This is a genomic window from Geomicrobium sediminis, assembly GCF_016908595.1.
GTDB classification, from domain to species: domain Bacteria; phylum Bacillota; class Bacilli; order Bacillales; family Marinococcaceae; genus Geomicrobium_A; species Geomicrobium_A sediminis.
This window is the reverse complement of the sequence record NZ_JAFBEC010000005.1, coordinates 155655-172201: the sequence shown is the minus strand read 5'-3', so window position 1 is coordinate 172201 and position 16547 is coordinate 155655. Positions and strand designations below refer to the sequence as shown.

At 40.9% G+C, this 16547-nt stretch carries 23 protein-coding genes; 16 read left to right on the top strand and 7 right to left on the bottom strand.

Annotation, left to right across the window (positions count from 1 at the left end):
- The first annotated feature begins 30 nt into the window (after positions 1 to 30).
- The gene (locus tag JOD17_RS09890; protein ID WP_204697419.1) at positions 31 to 1083 is read left to right on the top strand and encodes an NAD(P)H-dependent flavin oxidoreductase; all 1053 of its coding nucleotides are present in this window, start codon (positions 31 to 33) and stop codon (positions 1081 to 1083) included.
- Here the strand turns inward: JOD17_RS09890 and JOD17_RS09885 are convergent.
- Positions 1067 to 1570: a cupin domain-containing protein gene (locus JOD17_RS09885; protein WP_204697417.1), complete on the bottom strand. Its 504-nt coding sequence runs from the start codon at positions 1568 to 1570 to the stop codon at positions 1067 to 1069. The two genes, JOD17_RS09890 and JOD17_RS09885, sit on opposite strands and share 17 nt — an antisense overlap.
- Positions 1571 to 1710: 140 nt before the next feature.
- Here JOD17_RS09885 and JOD17_RS09880 point away from each other — a divergent pair, with 140 nt between their 5' ends.
- A complete protein-coding gene (locus tag JOD17_RS09880) occupies positions 1711 to 2214 on the top strand; it encodes a DinB family protein (protein WP_204697416.1) in 504 nt (167 codons plus the stop codon).
- 29 nt (positions 2215 to 2243) lie between these two features.
- Here JOD17_RS09880 and JOD17_RS09875 read toward each other — a convergent pair whose 3' ends face one another.
- On the bottom strand, positions 2244 to 3116 hold the full coding sequence (locus tag JOD17_RS09875; RefSeq protein ID WP_420827936.1) for a DNA-3-methyladenine glycosylase family protein: 873 nt from the start codon (positions 3114 to 3116) through the stop codon (positions 2244 to 2246).
- A 106-nt stretch (positions 3117 to 3222) separates the two neighbouring features.
- Here JOD17_RS09875 and JOD17_RS09870 point away from each other — a divergent pair, with 106 nt between their 5' ends.
- Entirely contained in the window at positions 3223 to 3840 is a 618-nt protein-coding gene (locus JOD17_RS09870) for an HAD family hydrolase (protein ID WP_204697414.1), read from the top strand.
- A 27-nt stretch (positions 3841 to 3867) separates the two neighbouring features.
- On the opposite strand, the gene JOD17_RS09865 is transcribed toward JOD17_RS09870, so the two are convergent.
- The 3 genes from JOD17_RS09865 to JOD17_RS09855 all read right to left on the bottom strand — a co-directional run bounded on the left by JOD17_RS09865 (position 3868) and on the right by JOD17_RS09855 (position 5103).
- Positions 3868 to 4116, bottom strand: a complete 249-nt coding sequence (locus JOD17_RS09865; RefSeq protein WP_169965377.1) for a YuzB family protein — start codon at positions 4114 to 4116, stop codon at positions 3868 to 3870.
- A 53-nt stretch (positions 4117 to 4169) separates the two neighbouring features.
- Positions 4170 to 4667: a hypothetical protein gene (locus tag JOD17_RS09860; protein WP_204697413.1), complete on the bottom strand. Its 498-nt coding sequence runs from the start codon at positions 4665 to 4667 to the stop codon at positions 4170 to 4172.
- Positions 4668 to 4959: 292 nt separating this feature from the next.
- Positions 4960 to 5103, bottom strand: coding sequence for a lmo0937 family membrane protein (locus JOD17_RS09855; RefSeq protein ID WP_152549385.1), 144 nt, complete (start codon positions 5101 to 5103; stop codon positions 4960 to 4962).
- Positions 5104 to 5199: 96 nt separating this feature from the next.
- Between JOD17_RS09855 and JOD17_RS09850 the strand changes: the two genes are divergently transcribed.
- The 5 genes from JOD17_RS09850 to JOD17_RS09830 all read left to right on the top strand — a co-directional run bounded on the left by JOD17_RS09850 (position 5200) and on the right by JOD17_RS09830 (position 7824).
- The gene (locus JOD17_RS09850) at positions 5200 to 5394 is read left to right on the top strand and encodes a hypothetical protein (protein WP_204697412.1); all 195 of its coding nucleotides are present in this window, start codon (positions 5200 to 5202) and stop codon (positions 5392 to 5394) included.
- 117 nt (positions 5395 to 5511) lie between these two features.
- Entirely contained in the window at positions 5512 to 5868 is a 357-nt protein-coding gene (locus JOD17_RS09845) for a VOC family protein (RefSeq protein ID WP_204697411.1), read from the top strand.
- 294 nt (positions 5869 to 6162) lie between these two features.
- Positions 6163 to 6633: a hypothetical protein gene (locus JOD17_RS09840; RefSeq protein ID WP_204697410.1), complete on the top strand. Its 471-nt coding sequence runs from the start codon at positions 6163 to 6165 to the stop codon at positions 6631 to 6633.
- A gap of 164 nt (positions 6634 to 6797) precedes the next feature.
- Positions 6798 to 6965, top strand: a complete 168-nt coding sequence (locus tag JOD17_RS09835; protein WP_204697409.1) for a hypothetical protein — start codon at positions 6798 to 6800, stop codon at positions 6963 to 6965.
- 127 nt (positions 6966 to 7092) lie between these two features.
- Positions 7093 to 7824: a tryptophan-rich sensory protein gene (locus JOD17_RS09830; RefSeq protein WP_204697407.1), complete on the top strand. Its 732-nt coding sequence runs from the start codon at positions 7093 to 7095 to the stop codon at positions 7822 to 7824.
- Here JOD17_RS09830 and JOD17_RS09825 read toward each other — a convergent pair.
- Positions 7821 to 8522, bottom strand: a complete 702-nt coding sequence (locus tag JOD17_RS09825; RefSeq protein WP_204697405.1) for a lysophospholipid acyltransferase family protein — start codon at positions 8520 to 8522, stop codon at positions 7821 to 7823. The genes JOD17_RS09830 and JOD17_RS09825 overlap by 4 nt on opposite strands.
- A gap of 110 nt (positions 8523 to 8632) precedes the next feature.
- Here JOD17_RS09825 and JOD17_RS09820 point away from each other — a divergent pair, with 110 nt between their 5' ends.
- The 8 genes from JOD17_RS09820 to JOD17_RS09785 all read left to right on the top strand — a co-directional run bounded on the left by JOD17_RS09820 (position 8633) and on the right by JOD17_RS09785 (position 16068).
- A complete protein-coding gene (locus JOD17_RS09820; protein ID WP_204697403.1) occupies positions 8633 to 9085 on the top strand; it encodes a DinB family protein in 453 nt (150 codons plus the stop codon).
- A gap of 274 nt (positions 9086 to 9359) precedes the next feature.
- Entirely contained in the window at positions 9360 to 9629 is a 270-nt protein-coding gene (locus JOD17_RS09815) for a hypothetical protein (protein ID WP_042358600.1), read from the top strand.
- Between the two features lie 188 nt (positions 9630 to 9817).
- Positions 9818 to 10459, top strand: coding sequence for a DsbA family protein (locus JOD17_RS09810; RefSeq protein ID WP_204697401.1), 642 nt, complete (start codon positions 9818 to 9820; stop codon positions 10457 to 10459).
- A 210-nt stretch (positions 10460 to 10669) separates the two neighbouring features.
- Complete coding sequence (locus JOD17_RS09805) at positions 10670 to 11113, top strand: NUDIX domain-containing protein (RefSeq protein WP_204697398.1); 444 nt, start codon at positions 10670 to 10672, stop codon at positions 11111 to 11113.
- A 363-nt stretch (positions 11114 to 11476) separates the two neighbouring features.
- The gene (locus JOD17_RS09800; RefSeq protein WP_204697396.1) at positions 11477 to 12712 is read left to right on the top strand and encodes a dicarboxylate/amino acid:cation symporter; all 1236 of its coding nucleotides are present in this window, start codon (positions 11477 to 11479) and stop codon (positions 12710 to 12712) included.
- A 155-nt stretch (positions 12713 to 12867) separates the two neighbouring features.
- Positions 12868 to 14232: a YjiH family protein gene (locus JOD17_RS09795; RefSeq protein ID WP_204697394.1), complete on the top strand. Its 1365-nt coding sequence runs from the start codon at positions 12868 to 12870 to the stop codon at positions 14230 to 14232.
- 126 nt (positions 14233 to 14358) lie between these two features.
- Positions 14359 to 15576 carry an aspartate aminotransferase family protein gene (locus JOD17_RS09790; protein WP_239575425.1) on the top strand — a complete coding sequence of 406 codons (1218 nt, stop codon included), beginning with the start codon at positions 14359 to 14361 and terminating at the stop codon, positions 15574 to 15576.
- Positions 15577 to 15765: 189 nt separating this feature from the next.
- Positions 15766 to 16068 (top strand): hypothetical protein, encoded by a 303-nt coding sequence (locus tag JOD17_RS09785; protein WP_204697391.1) that lies wholly within the window; start codon positions 15766 to 15768, stop codon positions 16066 to 16068.
- Positions 16069 to 16113: 45 nt separating this feature from the next.
- Here the strand turns inward: JOD17_RS09785 and JOD17_RS09780 are convergent, their stop codons facing one another.
- Positions 16114 to 16515 (bottom strand): hypothetical protein, encoded by a 402-nt coding sequence (locus JOD17_RS09780; RefSeq protein WP_204697390.1) that lies wholly within the window; start codon positions 16513 to 16515, stop codon positions 16114 to 16116.
- Positions 16516 to 16547: the final 32 nt, after the last annotated feature.

Below are 16547 nucleotides of genomic sequence, written 5' to 3'. Positions count from 1 at the left end.
GAGAAAAGATAGTATTGGAAGGGTGAGATTATGGAAGAAGCAAACGTATTTAATGTGAAATATCCGATTATTCAAGCAGGTATGGCTGGTGGGGCAACGTCTCCACAACTTGTTGCAGCTGTGTCTAATTATGGAGGGTTAGGAACCATTGGGGGTGGATACATGTCACCCGAGAACTTACGAAAGGCAATTCAAAAAGTGAAAACGTTAACCGATCAGCCATTTGCGGTAAATCTTTTTATTCCTGAGCAATCGTTTACGGCTGAAGAAGTTGCAGTACATAGTAAGAGAGGTATGGAGCTCACACAACCGTTTCGAAATCGCTTCGGTTTAATGACTAAAAAGGTCGAGAAAGTCCAAGAATCGTTTGAGCAACAATTCGAAGTAGTACTTGAAGAACAAGTACCAGTATTTAGCTTTACGTTTGGGGTTCCAACTGACAATCAAGTGGCTGCGTTGAAGGCTGCGGGTATTGTAACGTGTGGGACGGCCACTACGGTAGAGGAAGCCAAACAGATCGAGCAAGTTGGCATTGATGCGGTTGTTGCTCAAGGTAGTGAAGCAGGTGGTCATCGTGGTAGTTTCATACAAAGTGAGTATTTGCCGTTAATTGGAACAATGGCCCTTGTCCCGCAAATTGTTGACCACGTCACGATTCCAGTCATTGCTGCAGGTGGAATTATGGATGAACGCGGGGTTGCTGCATCCTTTGCATTAGGAGCAACAGGTGTGCAGTTGGGAACGGCGTTTTTAACGACGATTGAGAGTGCTGCGCATCCACTCCATAAAGAGCAATTGTTGCAACATAATGAAGCGGATACAGACGTAACGTATGCTTTTTCTGGCAAAGCTGCGAGAGGAATTCGAAACGCCTTTATTGAAGCTCATACTAGCACACGTTTAGAAGAAATCCCGCCTTATCCAATTCAAAATGCAGTTACGCAAGATTTGCGAAAGGCATCTTCAGAAGAGGGAGATTGGAATACGATGTCTTTATGGGCAGGTCAAGGTTTGCGATTAGCTGAACAATTGTCAGTAGAGCAATTGATGCAGCGACTAACCAAAGCTATTCCTCATCAATAGGAAGTGTTTCATACGCTAGTAAACGAATGATCGCTTCATGGTCAGGGTATTCGCCGATTAACTCATCTTGTGTGAACAATTCAAAGTCTTCATAATCGAAGCCTGGTGCAACAGCACAACTAACAAGTGAATAGTCTGATGAAACGGTGGAGCCAAAAATAGTTCCCGCGCGTACGACGGTGCTCAGTTGTTGACCGTGTTCGATTTGCGGACCGACGTTGACTTGCTCATAGGAACCGTCCGGATGTAGCATGTGGACTGTAAGTGGCGCACCGTAATGATAATACCAAACTTCATCACTTTTAAGACGGTGGAAATGAGAAGGGCTTTTTGTAGTTAATAAAAAATAAATGCTCGTATATAATGGTCTGCGGTCTCCAGTTTGACTTTTGATCTGCTCATTGGCTTTGAAACTTTCAGTGAAGTAGCCACCTTCTTGATGGGGCTGTAGTCCGAGCTGGTCGATCCAATAGTTAGGATGGATCATAGGATGCCTCCTTTGTAAGTGTTGAATATCATAGAACGAATAACATTGCTCTCAAATGATTTTTTCTTAACATTCACATAAAAATATGCAAGGTTTGAATAAGATAAACCAAACGAAGTCGTAACGGGGGGTGAATCGTAATGGATTGTAACCATTTGCAAGACGTGCGTGCAAAGGTTGTTCGTGAAATTACTGGTCTTACAGAGCAACAACTTAATGCGAAACAACGTCATGATGTTTGGAGTATCGGTCAAATCTGTCATCATTTAATCTTGTCTGAAGGAGCGTTTGCTGATGCAATTGAACAAGGTCTAAAAAACGATCAAGAGTCAGTGGTACGCGAAAAGCCGATCGAACGTGCCCTGGATCGTTCTGTGAAAACGGATGCTCCAAAAAACATTCTACCAAACGAAGGTCCGTTTCAAGTTAGTCAGATTTTAGAAGGGTTTGAGCATTCAAGACGCCATTTTTTACGAGTGATAGAGCGTGTCTCGCCAGAAGAAGATTATACACATAAATCAGTAAGGCATCCTAAATTCGGACAGCTGTCGATTAAACAATGGATCGAATTATTACCTTACCACGAAACACGGCATATTGAACAAATTCAAGAGTTGAAAGCTGATCTATCGATTAATGTGTAAAAGAGCCGTAGTTCGGCTCTTTGTTCATTTTAACCTTGTAACGTTCTCCACAAATAAAACACAGCGTACGCTTCAAATCCGCGCCAATGCTTCGCATAACCCATGATCGTTTCCTTTGATGGTTTATCCTGCGAATGTAGCACATGTTTCATCGCATTTTGAAAGCCAACATCGTCAATTGGAAAGGCACGTGCATATCGTAAGCAACGCATTAGCACATAATTTGCAGTCCACGGACCAATGCCACGAATGTTCGTAAGTTGTTTTTCAGCAGATTCTAGTTCAGAGGACAGCAGTGTTTTGGAAAGTGAACCTTCCGCAATGTGTCTTGCAACATGAATTAGGTATTCACTTTTTCTACGGCTCAGCTGTAAAGGTAGTAAGTCATCAATAGAAAGTTCGGCAATAGTAGTTGGTTGTGGGAAAAGAGAGAGTGAATGATTGTTGAAAGGTACGGTGTGACCATAGGTCTCAACAAGTCGTTTCTTTAATGTATAGGCAAAGGTTAAGTTCACTTGTTGACCGATAATTCCCCAAGTAAGTGCCTCAAACAAATCAGGAATTCCGATGAGACGTAGCCCTCTATAATCATTAATAGCATTGGAAAGCAAAGGATCGTCTGTCGCCATTTCATAGAACGAAGATAGTGGATAGTGAAGATCAAGCCATTCAGTAACAAAATCGTGTACGACTTGAGAGTTTCCTTCAAATGTATCAATCCGTAATTTGTCTTCATGATTAGAGAGTTGGAAGATGTGGGTGTGATCGTCAACTTCAATTGCTCGTGTGATCTTGTTGCCTTCAATTGCATACATTGGTTCAAGAGGAGAGCGCATTAAATAGGCGAGATTCTGTTCAAATGAAAATGAATAGATAAGAACACCTCCAGTATGTAACGTAATCATATCTCTTAAATTACCTTCTAGTGTAACAAACCTAGAGAGAGAACGACTGTGTTATTGAAAAATAGGTTACGCGAATCGTCAAAGACGTGAGTGAGGAGGAGTCATGGATAGTATTATATTTGATTTAGATGGAACACTTTGGGATTCTAGCGATGTTGTAGTCAATACTTGGCAATCGAAGCTCTCGTATGATTCACGAATTAAGCAGACGATTACTAAAGAAGACCTTCAAGGTGTAATGGGCTTACAAATGGAGGAGATTGGGGAACGATTATTCCCAAGCTTAACAAGCGAAGAGCGAGAGACGTTACTCAAGCAAGTAAGTAACGCGGAAAACGAGGCGTTGCGTCAACAGGGTGGAAAGCTATATGAACATGTGGAGTCTACGCTCAAACAATTGGCGTCTCGTTACCAATTGTACATCGTCAGTAATTGTCAAGATGGGTATATTGAGGCATTCTACCATTATCACAACTTAGGGAAATACTTTCGTGACTATGAGAACCCTGGAAGAACAGGCCTATCTAAAGCTGAGAACATACAGCTGGTAATAAGTCGTAACCAATTAAACGCTTCTGTCTATGTTGGTGATACGTTGGGTGATCAAGAAGCAGCCAAAAAAGCAGGCATTCCGTTTATCTATGCGAGTTATGGATTTGGTGACGTAAAAACGTATGACAAGATGATAAACCAACCGAAGGAACTTCTTCAAATTTTATAGAAAAACACCCTTCACTTATGAAGGGTGTTACATAGAATAAAGTTCGAGCTCAACTTCAATTCGAAATTGCAATTTCTCCAAACACTCTTCAGGGCTATCACCAAAAATTCGATTGCCATTCACGAGTGCAAACGGTCGAAGTGCACAAAGTCCACAAGTAGACAGACATTCTGACTCAATCACGTCAACTTCGGGATACTTCTCTTCAAGAATTGATTCGATCTCAAGCTTTGTAATGGCGTTGCTTTGGCATAATTCAACGATGATAATTCCCACTGAACAATCATCCTTTCTTGCATCGCTATCTTAGCGTGTAAAGGGGATGAAAGTCAACGAGCAGACTTGCGCTTCGGATAGATGAACACAACACGAATTAATATCACTGTGAGATAAACAATACTAATCCCAATCCAGATCGTTTCAAGTAAAGCAGAACCAATCAATATTGTAATTCCAAGTCCAATTACAGGTAGAATAGCCGCAAACGCAGCAATTTTATACAACATAAAAAAGTTCATTTTGCGGTGTGCAAATTTCGCGACAAGCAGTGCAAGCAATGTAATCGCGGCAAGCGGGATGAGTACAGATAAGACGAAAAACGGATAATAAACAAAGAAAAAGAAAACGAGAAAGATCGGCAAAGCGACCTCTGCAGCCATATTTTCGCCGGATAATGCCATTTGGACACCTAAGGGAAGGCTAACTAGCAATAAGATAAAACAGAGGAAAACAATCGGTAAGCCAAAACCTTCACGGTTTAACGTAAACACGGCCTCTTTTTGAGGGAGGCGAATACTATTTCTTAAAAAGTCGAGCATCGTTTTCATAGGGACTGCCTTTCTAAACATGTAGTTAACAAGACTAGTATACTAAATCTTACTTTGAGATACGAGGCTATTCATCGTATTGTCATCGTTCAATGAAGCACATGATTTAAGGCTTGTCTACGCCAATTTACAAAGTTTGAATCATCATAAATTAAAAGCAACTCGTATGTAAGTGACGATCATACATCAATAGTGCCTCTTGAATAAACTACATATAGACAAAAAGAGACGAATCAACAATTATTTCCAGGGAAATCGACAATAAAAAATGTAGCTAGGGGAAGATCCCCTGCTACATTCGTCGACCACTTACAAGTTGAACGATGAGAACGACGAGGGCAACAACGAGTAAAAGGTGAATAAGTCCTCCTCCAACTCCGCCGATTAGCCCTAACGCCCATAAAACAACAATAATTAATAGCAATGTCCAAAGCATGTATGTTCCTCCTAATTCGTTTGGAATCACTGTCTCACTCAAGTTTATGATTGTTCGTCTAAGGGAATGCATACATTATCTGTTGGAGGTGGGCTTGTGGGAATAAAGAAGCGTATGTATCACGGGATCATGTCTGCAGTTGTTCTTGGAATAATTTCCCTAGTTATTAGCTTTTCAAAGGGTCAAATGGATTGGGCAAGTTTATGTTTTCTCTCTGTTTCTGGCGTTATATTTGGTGCTGGCATCTTGCCAATTTTAGTACGTGGTCGAAGAAACCGATCAAAAGTCTAATGTGTTATTCTCATAAGCAAAGCCATTCGAGGATGAAAGTAACCGAACGTACATCTATACTTATGAACGTGCTATAGTTAACGTAATACCTGCAAGAAATTCATTGGAGGGAAAAAGGTGCAGCCAAAAATTACGAGTATAACGATAACGGTTCATAATTTAGATCGTGCGTATCGCTTTTATAAGGACGTGTTCGATTTACCTTTCGAGCAAATTTTAATTGAAAGTGATCATGTTGCCTTTTTCTTTGAACAAGGCATATCCGTCGTTTTAATGGAAGGCGTAATAGAAGAGCCTTCTCTAATATTCACTCAAGAGGCCACATCAACGTTGGAAGTCGACCAACTTATTAGAAGAGCCAGGGAAGCTGGAGCTGAAATCGTTGAAGTGCCATTGGTGGAACAAAGTACGTACGCGGGGATGTTCCAAGATCTTGATGGGTACCTTTGGGAAGTCATTTCTTGGAACACGTGAGTCATATATAGTCTGAAAAAGAGACAAGGATGAATGCTAACGTTCGCCTTGTTTCTTTTTTTTTTAAGCGTGATAGGTGAATGTAGTATTTCACTGGAAAAATTCCTTATTTTGTAATTTTTCCTCAATTTAGGTTTGGGGAAAAGACTGTTTTGGGTATAGTACATCACACAAAGATGGGGGGAGGCGTTCGTACTGAGGTGGAAGTATATAATTTTTCTAGTTGTCTATGTTTTACTCGTAGCGTGTAGCTCAGAGGCAAGAGCTTTTAGAGATTTTCAAGAGCGCCTTCCGATGGAATTTACAATGAAGGAAGTAGAACTAGAAGAAGTAGCGAGTTATTCGTGGGAAGACGTTGAAGATCGAATCAACTACTTGTCATCAATTATAGAAGAAAATGAGTCTACCTATACATTTCAGACAAAGGAACTCGACGATACGATAACAGAAGTAACCTTAATTCTAGATCATCTTGATGATCCAGCTAATTACTATAATAGAAGTATTCAATTATTCATTGATACAGAGGATGACGAACGTGTTGAGATTGTTGACCTTAAATCGACAAGTGAAGGAGAAGCAAATGTTCGTTGGCTCGAACATGATATGTATATGACGTACGATGAGGAATGGACGGTCATTCACGCTAGAGGAGAGTGGCAAGGAGCCTATTTGATTGATGATCAAGAGCTTTCTTTTACAGAGCTCGATCATTGGAAAGTGCTGATTAATCCAGAAACGATGGCAGTAAGGTTAGGAGAATAGAAAAGCGATGCGGTATTTCGTTGTCGAAGTGCCGATTTTTTTATGCTTACATGTCGGTTCAAGACAGATAAGTTTTTATTTTATGATATATACTGTTAATATTCTAAAAACTATGACATAATTAACCCACAGTTAAAGGCTGTAAGAATTTAGGAGGTGCCCTAATGTTCACAATCGTAAGAGTTCGAAATGGGGTTACAGAAACCCTAAAGGACTCTAGCAGCCACTTGGAGAAAATCTTTGTCGATTCGATTACTGCAAGTCATTTAGCGTTTGCATTAAATCGTCATTTATTACCAAATGCAGCAAGGTGGGAAATTAGATCAATCTAACATAGAAGTGATATGAAGTGAGCGGTGCTCACTCTTTTTTTATGAGTTTTTGTGATTCCGACGTTTATGTCGAGAACTGTTAGTGGAATAGAAAGGAAAAGGTTCTAGATATAAAGGAGGAATCTAGTTGAAAGTAGCGTTTAGACTTGCGATTGTGCATATCATTACATTTATTATTATGATCATCTTAAATTATAGCTCTGCAACGAATGTTGGAGATGTAGCTAATCAAGATCAGCCACTGATTCAACCAGCAGGTTTTGCGTTTTCAATTTGGGGAGTTATTTACGTACTATTATTCATCTGGATTTTACGAACGTTTGTAAGTGGGCGTTCTACGAGAGGGGTCTATGAAAGAGTAGGCATTCTACCATCAATTAACTTTTTATTAAATGGTGCATGGATTATTGCTTTTACTCAACAATGGCTCGTCGTATCGACGATTATTATTTTCTTGTTGTTAATTACACTTGTTGTGATGTATTTACGAATTACGAATTCACGAGACGCTAAGTTCTTTGATCGCTTGCCTTTCTCTATGTACTTAGGTTGGATCACTGTGGCAAGCATCGCGAATGTATTTGTTACATTCGTTCAAAATGATGTACCAACGTTTCTCGGTTTAAATGAAATGGCTTGGTCAGTCATTATGTTGTTGATTGGAGCTGCATTAGCAGTTGGTATTACGCTCTATTTCAAAGATGTGACTTATCCACTCGTGATCGTATGGTCATATGTAGCAATCTTTGCTGAAACACCATCTACTTTCATACAAGTTATAACGGTCGTAAGTGTGATTGTTATTCTAGCAATTTTTTTACTTGTCGTACGACAAAAAGCACGTCAACGCTCTCGTTAAGGAGTGTTGACGCTACTCGTAATCATCGTGTGAATGTGCGTGTTGAGTGTTGACGCGCTTGCATGTTCTTCAGGATTTACTAAAGGATGGACGGTGACAACGACATGTGCTGGTTTAATCTTACCCTCATTTGCTTCCATGACGCGATATGAGCCACTAATGCTCACAGGTAAGATTTGCACACCTGCTTTTTTAGCCATTCTAGCGCCAGCGTTGCTAAACGATTGCACTGAATGGTCTTTACTTCGATGGCCTTCTGGGAAAATACAAAGTGGCGTACCGTGCTTCACTTGCTCGCCGCCTTTAGAGAGTTGGCGCACAGATTGCCTAGGGTCGGATTGATCAATAAAGATGCATCGTTTTAACGTCATCCAAGTACCAAAGAGTGGAACCTTTTGTAATGAGGTTTTTGCTATAAAAGCAAGGTTTGGATTGATGTGAGATAAAAGAATTGGAATGTCGAAGTTTCCTTGATGATTAGAAACGAGCACGTAACGATTGTCATCAGGAATATTTTCTTTTCCGTTTACGACAACTTCAGTTTTTGCAATGCGCAACGTACGATCAGATAAAATTTTGGCAAATTGATTCGTTTTATTATACGCGTGCTCGTTTTGCTTGCGTCTAAGTATTACCATCGATGGGAGAATACGTAGCAAGTAGAGTGCAGCATGTGTATAGGCTAAAAAAGTCCTCATGATATGTCTCACCTCTTAAAATCAGTACGAGAGTACTATACCGCGTCAGTTATTCGTTATCAACTACTTTGAATGACAGGAAATCAACAATTAATAAGGAGTGAACGATTTTGAAAAAACCATTCGAATCATTTACACAAACCATTGTAGAAATTGAACGACTACAAGAAGTTCCTGAACAAGATCTCGTAGATCCAATTGAGGAAGGAAAATGGTCAATTCGAGAAATCGTTGCTCATTTGAACGTTTGGGACGAACAATGCTTACACAACTGGTTACCTGATATGAAAGAAGGCGCTGTCTTGGAAGCATTTCCAGAAGTAGAGCAGTTTAACAAAGAACAGTTGCAAGTACGAGAAGAACTAGGGGTAAAAGAGATTATCACGGCATTCACAACAGACCGTCGAAAACTTGTGCATCAATTATCGACGGTAGATCCTGAGGTTCGATTTACAATTGGAGAAGGGAAACGTGAATTTTCTGCGGAAAGCTTTGCGAAAATGTTTGCCATACACGATCAACATCACCTTGAACAAATTCATACGAAATTAAATGAACAATGAGCAATGTTTTCTGCTAATTTTCATATGAAAAGCCTTACAATTACACATGCAAAAATTGACGATTATTTTTTGCATTAAAGGTGTTGACAGTCCTTCAGAATAGGAGTACTCTAGTCTCCGGCTACCATAAATAACATTGTTGGCAAATTGTCACATTTATCATTTTTGGAGCCTAATTTTCCGTGCTGTAGGTAAATGAAATGGATTTTCTTATCTTACGTGCATAAGCTGTATAGATTCACAGCACGAGACTGCAATGTTGGAGGATTAGGGGATGAAGTACTACGAGTTCTTTGCGCCATTTTATGCGTTAGTAAAGGCACCGACGAAGCAGAAGGCAATGAGTATCTATAAAAAAAGAGTTTGGGAGAATGGGCCAGATGACTGGAGAGAATGTTCTAGAGATTACGCCCTTATGCGTTTTGCAATGGACCATCATCCAGCAACGACCGACATTCCAGTCACACTCAATGAATTTACAGATACTGATGCCGATGTTTTAATCGTCACATGCCAACCTGGTGGGTTACAAAACGCAAACTAATAGGAATGAACATACGCTGCGAGCGATTGCAGCGTTTTATTTTTGTCTGAATTTGGGAAGCTTAGACAACGTTATGATTAATGATGAAAAGATTTACGCAGCTTATCCGTTAAAAACTTGTCACGTTTTAGTTCCGACTTAATAGAAGAAAGCATGTAGGATAGAAGAGAAGAAAGGGGAATTATTTTATGAAATATCTAGTTTCAGTGACGATTGCGGTGGCAGTACTTGTTATTGCAGGCTTCTACTTTTTCTACCCTGGCAGTCAAGATACAATGGAACAAATTGAAGTAGCAACACAACCTACCCTTGGTGAAGAAGAGGCTGAAGTGACGATTATTGAGTTTGGTGATTATAAGTGCCCAGCTTGTAAAGTTTGGGATGAGACGGTTTTTCAACAACTAAAAGACGATTACATAGAGAATGGACAAGCGAATTTCGCGTTTATTAATGCTCCTTTCCACGGTGCAGAATCAATGCTTGCAGCTCTTGCTAGTGAATCGGTTTGGCATAATCATCCTGAGGCGTTTTGGGAATACCATGAGGCACTTTACCATGCACAACCTGAAGCAGCAGGGCACGACGCCCAGTGGGTGACCGTTGATGAGTTACTGCGTGTTGCTGCTGAAGACGTCGACCAAGAGATCGACCTTGAGGTTCTGACGAATGATCTGTTAGATCAAACGTATAGCGAGCAGGTTGAGGAAGATATTGAACATGTTCAAGAACATGACATTCAATTAACGCCAACTATTGTTATCAACGGTCATGTAATAGAAGACCCTTTTGATTACGAAGAAATCGTTGAGACGATTGAGGCAGAATTGTAATAAATAAAGTGCTGAGGCAGTGATCGTTGTAAGACGTCATTGCCTTTTATATGTAGAAATAACGCTAACGCATTCAACGGATTTATAGATATACATAATAATGAATAAAGAGAATTTGAATTTTTAGGTGTTAAGATAGGCAGTTGCATGATTTCATTCGTTGTTTCCCATGCTATACTAATACGTAGTGTAAAAGGGGTTTGATACATCATGTCACAACAAAAAGTGACGGCGTATATTACTCGAGAATACGCTGGCGAAACACAGTTACTAACGTTAACTTCTGAGGATACGAATTGGGCAGGTGTAGAAGTACCTGGTGGCACCGTTGATCCTGGAGAAACGTTAGAACAAGCATTGTACAGAGAGATTGCTGAAGAATCTGGAATTTCTAAAAAACAATTGATGATGGTTCAATATTTGGGTCACAATACCTATCAATCACGCACAACGCAAGAAATCATGACAAGACACAATTACCATTTGATCTTTACGGGTGATAGTAAACATGCGTTTACTCATAGTGTAGAAAGCAATGACATTGATCATGGATGGCTCTATCACTATGAATGGAAGACGATGAATAACAATCAAGTAATAAAACTCGCGGACAAATTGCAACCTGGTTTAGTTGAACTGTACAAATTCCTTTAAAAGGCGAGCAACGTGTTCGTCTTTTTTGAATCAAAAAATAGCTGTATGAGCCTGTTATTATTTGAGCATATTAAGCAAAGGAAAATCGAAATGCGCGAAAAATGCACATTTCCGTTCATATCCAATATGAGAGCAAAGGCTTGATAGTACTGAATTTTTTAGTGGAAAAGCAGATGAATAAACATTCATCTAAAAAAAAATATAGACAAATAGCAAACATACATAATATGATGTATCTACTGTTTGAGAAAGAAGTCGACGAAACTTTCCAATCACATCTCAAAAGGAAATTAACGATATTATTTAACGATTGTGAAATATTAGATTATATTGTTTGCAATGTGGTTTAGGGGAGGAATTTTAATGAGTTTAACAAAAAAGATTATTATTGCATTGATTGCCGGCCTAATTGTCGGTCTTTCTTTAAATGCATTTCTACCTACAGAAACGTTTAATCAGATTGATTACTACCTACTTAGCCCAGTAGGAGACATTTTCTTAAGAGCAATCTCCATGCTCGTTGTCCCGCTCGTATTCTTCTCGTTAGTGCTTGGAGCTGCGAGCATGAGTGATGTAAAACGACTTGGACGTATCGGTGGTTTCACCATGGGTTTTTATTTATTAACGACACCGATAGCGCTTACAATTGGTATTGCTGTTGCGTACCTTCTACAACCAGGTACAGAGGGCTTAATGAACCAAGACATGGATGGTTATGAGCCAAATGAAGCACCACCGATCATGGAAACGCTCGTAAATATTATCCCGAATAACCCTGTTGAATCATTAGCAACAGGTGAAATGCTTCAAATTATCGTTTTTGCTCTTCTCATCGGTTTCGGTATTGCAATGCTAGGTGAGAAGACAAAAGGTCTATTAAGCCTCGTAGAACAAGCAAATGAAGTCATGATTTGGCTCGTTAAGCTTGTCATGAAGCTCGCGCCATTCGGTGCTTTTGCATTAATCGCATCGGCGATTGGAGAACTTGGCTGGGGCGCATTACAATCAATGTTTATGTATATGCTTGCAATTATTCTTGCATTAGGAATTCAAATGATGCTCGTTTATGGTGGACTAGTATCGGTATGGGGAAGAATGAACCCAATAGCATTCTTTAAAGGCTTTGTACCAGCGATGGCAGTTGCCTTTAGTACGTCAAGTAGTTCTGCAACGCTTCCGGTAACGATGCGTTCAGTTGAAGAAAACTTAGGCGTTCCAAAATCAATTAGTTCTTTTACTTTACCGCTAGGTGCAACGATTAATATGGATGGTACGGCGATTATGCAAGCCGTTGCTACGATTTTCTTAGCCCAAGTTTATGCAGTTGACTTAGGAGTAACAGAGTTACTAACGATTATTCTTACAGCAACACTCGCAAGCTTAGGTACGGCAAGTGTTCCAGGTGCCGGTATCATTATGCTTGCAATGGTATTACAATCAGTAGGAATTCCGCTCGACGGTATTGCATTAATTCTAGCCGTTGACCGTATTCTAGACATGTCTCGTACCGCTGTTAACATCACAGGTGATGCTGCTGCATCCGTTATTGTTGCTCGAATGGAAAAGAAGCGTGATTACAAGAATGCAGAGGAATTATAATAAGGATGAGTGCTTAGGCACTCGTCTTTTTTTTGTTTATTCACATGGAATAGTAACACATTCGCAATTCTCTTATTTTTATAGAGTCATTATTTTACAATTGCATACTTATTATTATTAATGTATATTAATGAATATAGAAATGAGGGAATGTCATGAAGACAGCAATTCAATCAACAAATACTAAAATGACTAATCATAAATTAAAGTTTTTAATACCGACGATCATCGGCGCATTTTTATTTCTTATTCCACTTCCTATTGATGGACAATGGCTCGTACTTATTGCCGTCTTGGCGAATAGTGTTCAAAGCTTGCTTGAGCCCATTATTGTTGAACTGCTCGTAGCAGTGCTGTTTTTTTCTGGTTTTGGGTCACTATTAGCAACGATGACAAAGCCAGAATGGCTTATGAAATCAAATCTTCATCCACTTGTTGTTGTTCATCCAATCTGGCTATCCATTCGTGTTGTTGGTGCCTTGTTCGCTGTGATGGTTTATTTTCAGATCGGACCAACAGTTGTCTTGCATGAAACAACCGGTGGAGAGGTTTTAACAGGACTTTTACCGACTCTCGCTGTTTGGACGTTTGTGATGGGGATGCTACTCCCACTTCTCGTTAACTATGGTTTGATGGAATGGCTTGGAACGATGGCACGTAAAGTAATGCGTCCGTTCTTTCAACTTCCAGGTAGATCTGCAGTTGATGCGATGGCATCATGGATGGGTAACAACATGGTAAGTATTTTAATTACAATTGATCAATATGAAAATGGCTATTATTCAAAGAAAGAATCAGCGGTCATTGTAACGAACTTTACAATTACGAGCATCGGCTTTGCATTAATTATTGCTTCAATGTTAGAGCTTGAAGGCATGTTCTTGCCGTTTTATGGAGCTGTACTTGTAGGTGTGTTTGTCGCAGCGATTATCTGCCCGAGAATTCCACCACTTTCTAAAATGAAAAATGAGTATTACGGTCCTGTTGGGAAACAAATAAAAGAAGAAGTCCCAAACAATCAATCAACGTTTTCATTTGCGTTTGAACGAGCGGTTCAAAAAGCGGCTCAATCAGACAAGCCTGTACAAATCGTTAAAAAAGGATTGTTCAATGCAACGGATATTTGGCTAGGGATGCTTCCGATTGTTATGGCGATTGGTACACTGGCACTAATCATTGCTGAGTTCACGAGCTTTTTCCAAATCATTTCGTATCCGTTAATTCCAATCCTTGAATGGATGCAAATTCCTGAAGCGCACGCAGCAGCTCCTGCACTACTTGTAGGTTTTGCAGACATGTTCTTGCCAGCGATCCTCGCAAGTGGCATAGAGAGCGAACTGACTCGTTTCGTAGTTGGTGCTGTTTCTCTCACGCAGCTCATTTATTTATCTGAAATTGGAGTTATGCTAATCCGCTCGAAGATTCCTGTGAACTTCTGGCAACTGCTCGCACTTTTCTTAATCCGTACAGCGATTACACTACCGATCGTTGTTCTCATTGCTCATTTCATTATTTTTTAAGTATAATAAAGCAAACGATGTTGAGGCTCCCGAGCGGGCCTCTTTTCTATAGAAGGAGACGTTTTCGTGTCACATAATAATTGGAATCACCTTATTGAGAAATTACCAGAGCGTTTAGCGCCGAGTATGGCAAAAGATCACCCGAATTTACCGGTCGTTAAAGAAGAAGGCGTTTATTATTACGGTCTTGATGGCAAGGAATACCTTGATTTCACGTCAGGCATCGCCGTAACAAACGTCGGTCATCGTCACCCGAAAGTTGTTCAAGCAATCAAAGATGCTGCGGACGAGTTAACTCACGGACCGATTGGCGTGATCCAATATGAATCAATTTTGAAATACGCAGATGAATTGGCAAACGTCATGCCTGGGGATTTAGACTGCTTCTTCTTTGGCAATAGCGGGACAGAAGCGATCGAAGGCGCGTTAAAGCTGGCGCGTCATGTTACGAAAAAGTCGTACGTGATTTCTTTTGTCGGAGGATTTCACGGCCGAACTCTCGGGTCGTTAGCGGTAAGTACATCAAAAGCGAAATACCGTAAACATCAACCAGTTAGTGGAACATACCAAATTCCATATTATGATCCGAGCGATGATGAGCAGGTGGCGATTCATAAACTTAATGACCAGTTTGATAAACTCTTCGCGCATCAAGTGGAAGCAGAAGAAGTCGCAGCGGTCATTATGGAACCAGTGCTCGGTGAAGGTGGTTATGTGATCCCACCAAAAGGATGGGTACAACGCATCCGAGAAATTTGTGATGAAAAAGGACTTCTCTTGATTTTTGATGAAGTACAAACCGGCTTTGGTCGCACGGGAGAATGGTTCGCATCAGACGTATTCGACGTTGTGCCTGACATTATGGCGATTGCTAAAGCCATGGCTTCAGGACAACCGATCAGTGCAACCGTTGCCAATCATCAATTAATGCAACAATGGCCACTCGGAAGCCATGCTACAACATACGGTGGCAATCCGATCGGCTGTCGCGTCGGACTCGCAACCCTAGAAGTTCTAAAAGAAGAAGAGTTGCTAACGAATGCAAAGAACGTCGGTGCATACGCGCACGAACAATTAGAAAAGCTTAAGGACAAACATCCAATGATCGGTAGCATTCGCTCACTCGGTCTCATGATCGGCATTGAAATTATAGACCCAGAAACAGGAAAACCTGACGGAGAGCGTTCCATGCGTATACTCGATCTTGCCCTTGAAGAAGGCGTTCTTTTTTACTTCTGTGGCAACAAAGGCGAAGTGATCCGCATGATCCCACCTCTCACCGTTACTAAAGAGCAAATTGACGATGGATTGCGGATGTTGGATATCGCACTAGGACGCCTTTAAAATTGTGAAGGGTTGGACTAGTGCCGGGATGTTGTTAGCAGCGTGTGAGGTGTAGCAAGCGCCGAGCGTGGTGTAGCAAGCGCCGAGCGCAGTGTAGCAAGCGCCGAGCGTGGTGTAGCAAGAGCCGAGCGCAGTGTAGCAAGAGCCGAGCGCAGTGTAGCAAGAGCCGAGCGCAGTGTAGCAAGAGCTGTGCGCAGTGTAGCAAGCGCCGAGCGTGGTGTAGCAAGCGCCGAGCGCAGTGTAGCAAGAGCTGTGCGCAGTGTAGCAAGAGCCAGGCGCAGTGTAGCAAGCGCCGAGCGCAGTGTAGCAAGAGCCGAGCGTGGTGTAGCAAGAGCCGAGCGCAGTGTAGCAAGAGCCGAGCGCAGTGTAGCAAGCGCCGAGCGTGGTGTAGCAAGAGCCGAGCGCAGTGTAGCAAGAGCTGTGCGCAGTGTAGCAAGAGCCAGGCGGGGTGTAGTAAGAGCTAGACCTGGTGTAGTGATCCAAGCGATATAGACAAAACCCCCAGGACAAAAACTATGTCCTGGGGGTTTTCACATATTAAACTCCAGCTTCGATTTTGGCTGCCCGGTGTTGGCGCAGTGCGAGAAATCCTGCAATGGTAATTGGGGTAAACATGAATAACGAGCTAATGAAAAAAACAAAGTCGAATTCAGGACCAAAGCTAATTAGCAAGGATAAAGCGAATAGAACAATCCCCGTTGTTAGTAATTGTTTGGCTGCTCGACCTTTTTTCTTATGTAAGTTAATGGTTCCTAAAATACCAAGTGTTAAGAGTAGAAGGGGGATTCCTACAATTACGGCTACAATGAGGAGTAACATCCAAATTCCTTCTTCTGGTAGAAAAAATGATACAAATCCAGTGACAAACAAGATACTAATCATATAACTAACCAACTGTACGAGACTGACGATGGAAAGAATAAGTTGAGCAACATACATCTGTGACACCTCCTTTACTAAGATTTACGACT

Bases quoted from the DNA above. Each gene is read 5' to 3' on its own strand.
- JOD17_RS09790 (WP_239575425.1), top strand. From the start codon at position 14,359: ATGGCAAAAGATCACCCGAATTTACCGGTCGTTAAAGAAGAAGGCGTT.
- JOD17_RS09870 (WP_204697414.1), top strand. From the start codon at position 3,223: ATGGATAGTATTATATTTGATTTAGATGGAACACTTTGGGATTCTAGC.
- JOD17_RS09780 (WP_204697390.1), bottom strand. From the start codon at position 16,515: ATGTATGTTGCTCAACTTATTCTTTCCATCGTCAGTCTCGTACAGTTG.
- JOD17_RS09840 (WP_204697410.1), top strand. From the start codon at position 6,163: ATGGAATTTACAATGAAGGAAGTAGAACTAGAAGAAGTAGCGAGTTAT.
- JOD17_RS09860 (WP_204697413.1), bottom strand. From the start codon at position 4,667: ATGAAAACGATGCTCGACTTTTTAAGAAATAGTATTCGCCTCCCTCAA.
- JOD17_RS09795 (WP_204697394.1), top strand. From the start codon at position 12,868: ATGAAGACAGCAATTCAATCAACAAATACTAAAATGACTAATCATAAA.
- JOD17_RS09890 (WP_204697419.1), top strand. From the start codon at position 31: ATGGAAGAAGCAAACGTATTTAATGTGAAATATCCGATTATTCAAGCA.
- JOD17_RS09825 (WP_204697405.1), bottom strand. From the start codon at position 8,522: ATGAGGACTTTTTTAGCCTATACACATGCTGCACTCTACTTGCTACGT.
- JOD17_RS09800 (WP_204697396.1), top strand. From the start codon at position 11,477: ATGAGTTTAACAAAAAAGATTATTATTGCATTGATTGCCGGCCTAATT.
- JOD17_RS09815 (WP_042358600.1), top strand. From the start codon at position 9,360: ATGAAGTACTACGAGTTCTTTGCGCCATTTTATGCGTTAGTAAAGGCA.
- JOD17_RS09885 (WP_204697417.1), bottom strand. From the start codon at position 1,570: ATGATCCATCCTAACTATTGGATCGACCAGCTCGGACTACAGCCCCAT.
- JOD17_RS09855 (WP_152549385.1), bottom strand. From the start codon at position 5,103: ATGCTTTGGACATTGCTATTAATTATTGTTGTTTTATGGGCGTTAGGG.
- JOD17_RS09810 (WP_204697401.1), top strand. From the start codon at position 9,818: ATGAAATATCTAGTTTCAGTGACGATTGCGGTGGCAGTACTTGTTATT.
- JOD17_RS09835 (WP_204697409.1), top strand. From the start codon at position 6,798: ATGTTCACAATCGTAAGAGTTCGAAATGGGGTTACAGAAACCCTAAAG.
- JOD17_RS09880 (WP_204697416.1), top strand. From the start codon at position 1,711: ATGGATTGTAACCATTTGCAAGACGTGCGTGCAAAGGTTGTTCGTGAA.
- JOD17_RS09805 (WP_204697398.1), top strand. From the start codon at position 10,670: ATGTCACAACAAAAAGTGACGGCGTATATTACTCGAGAATACGCTGGC.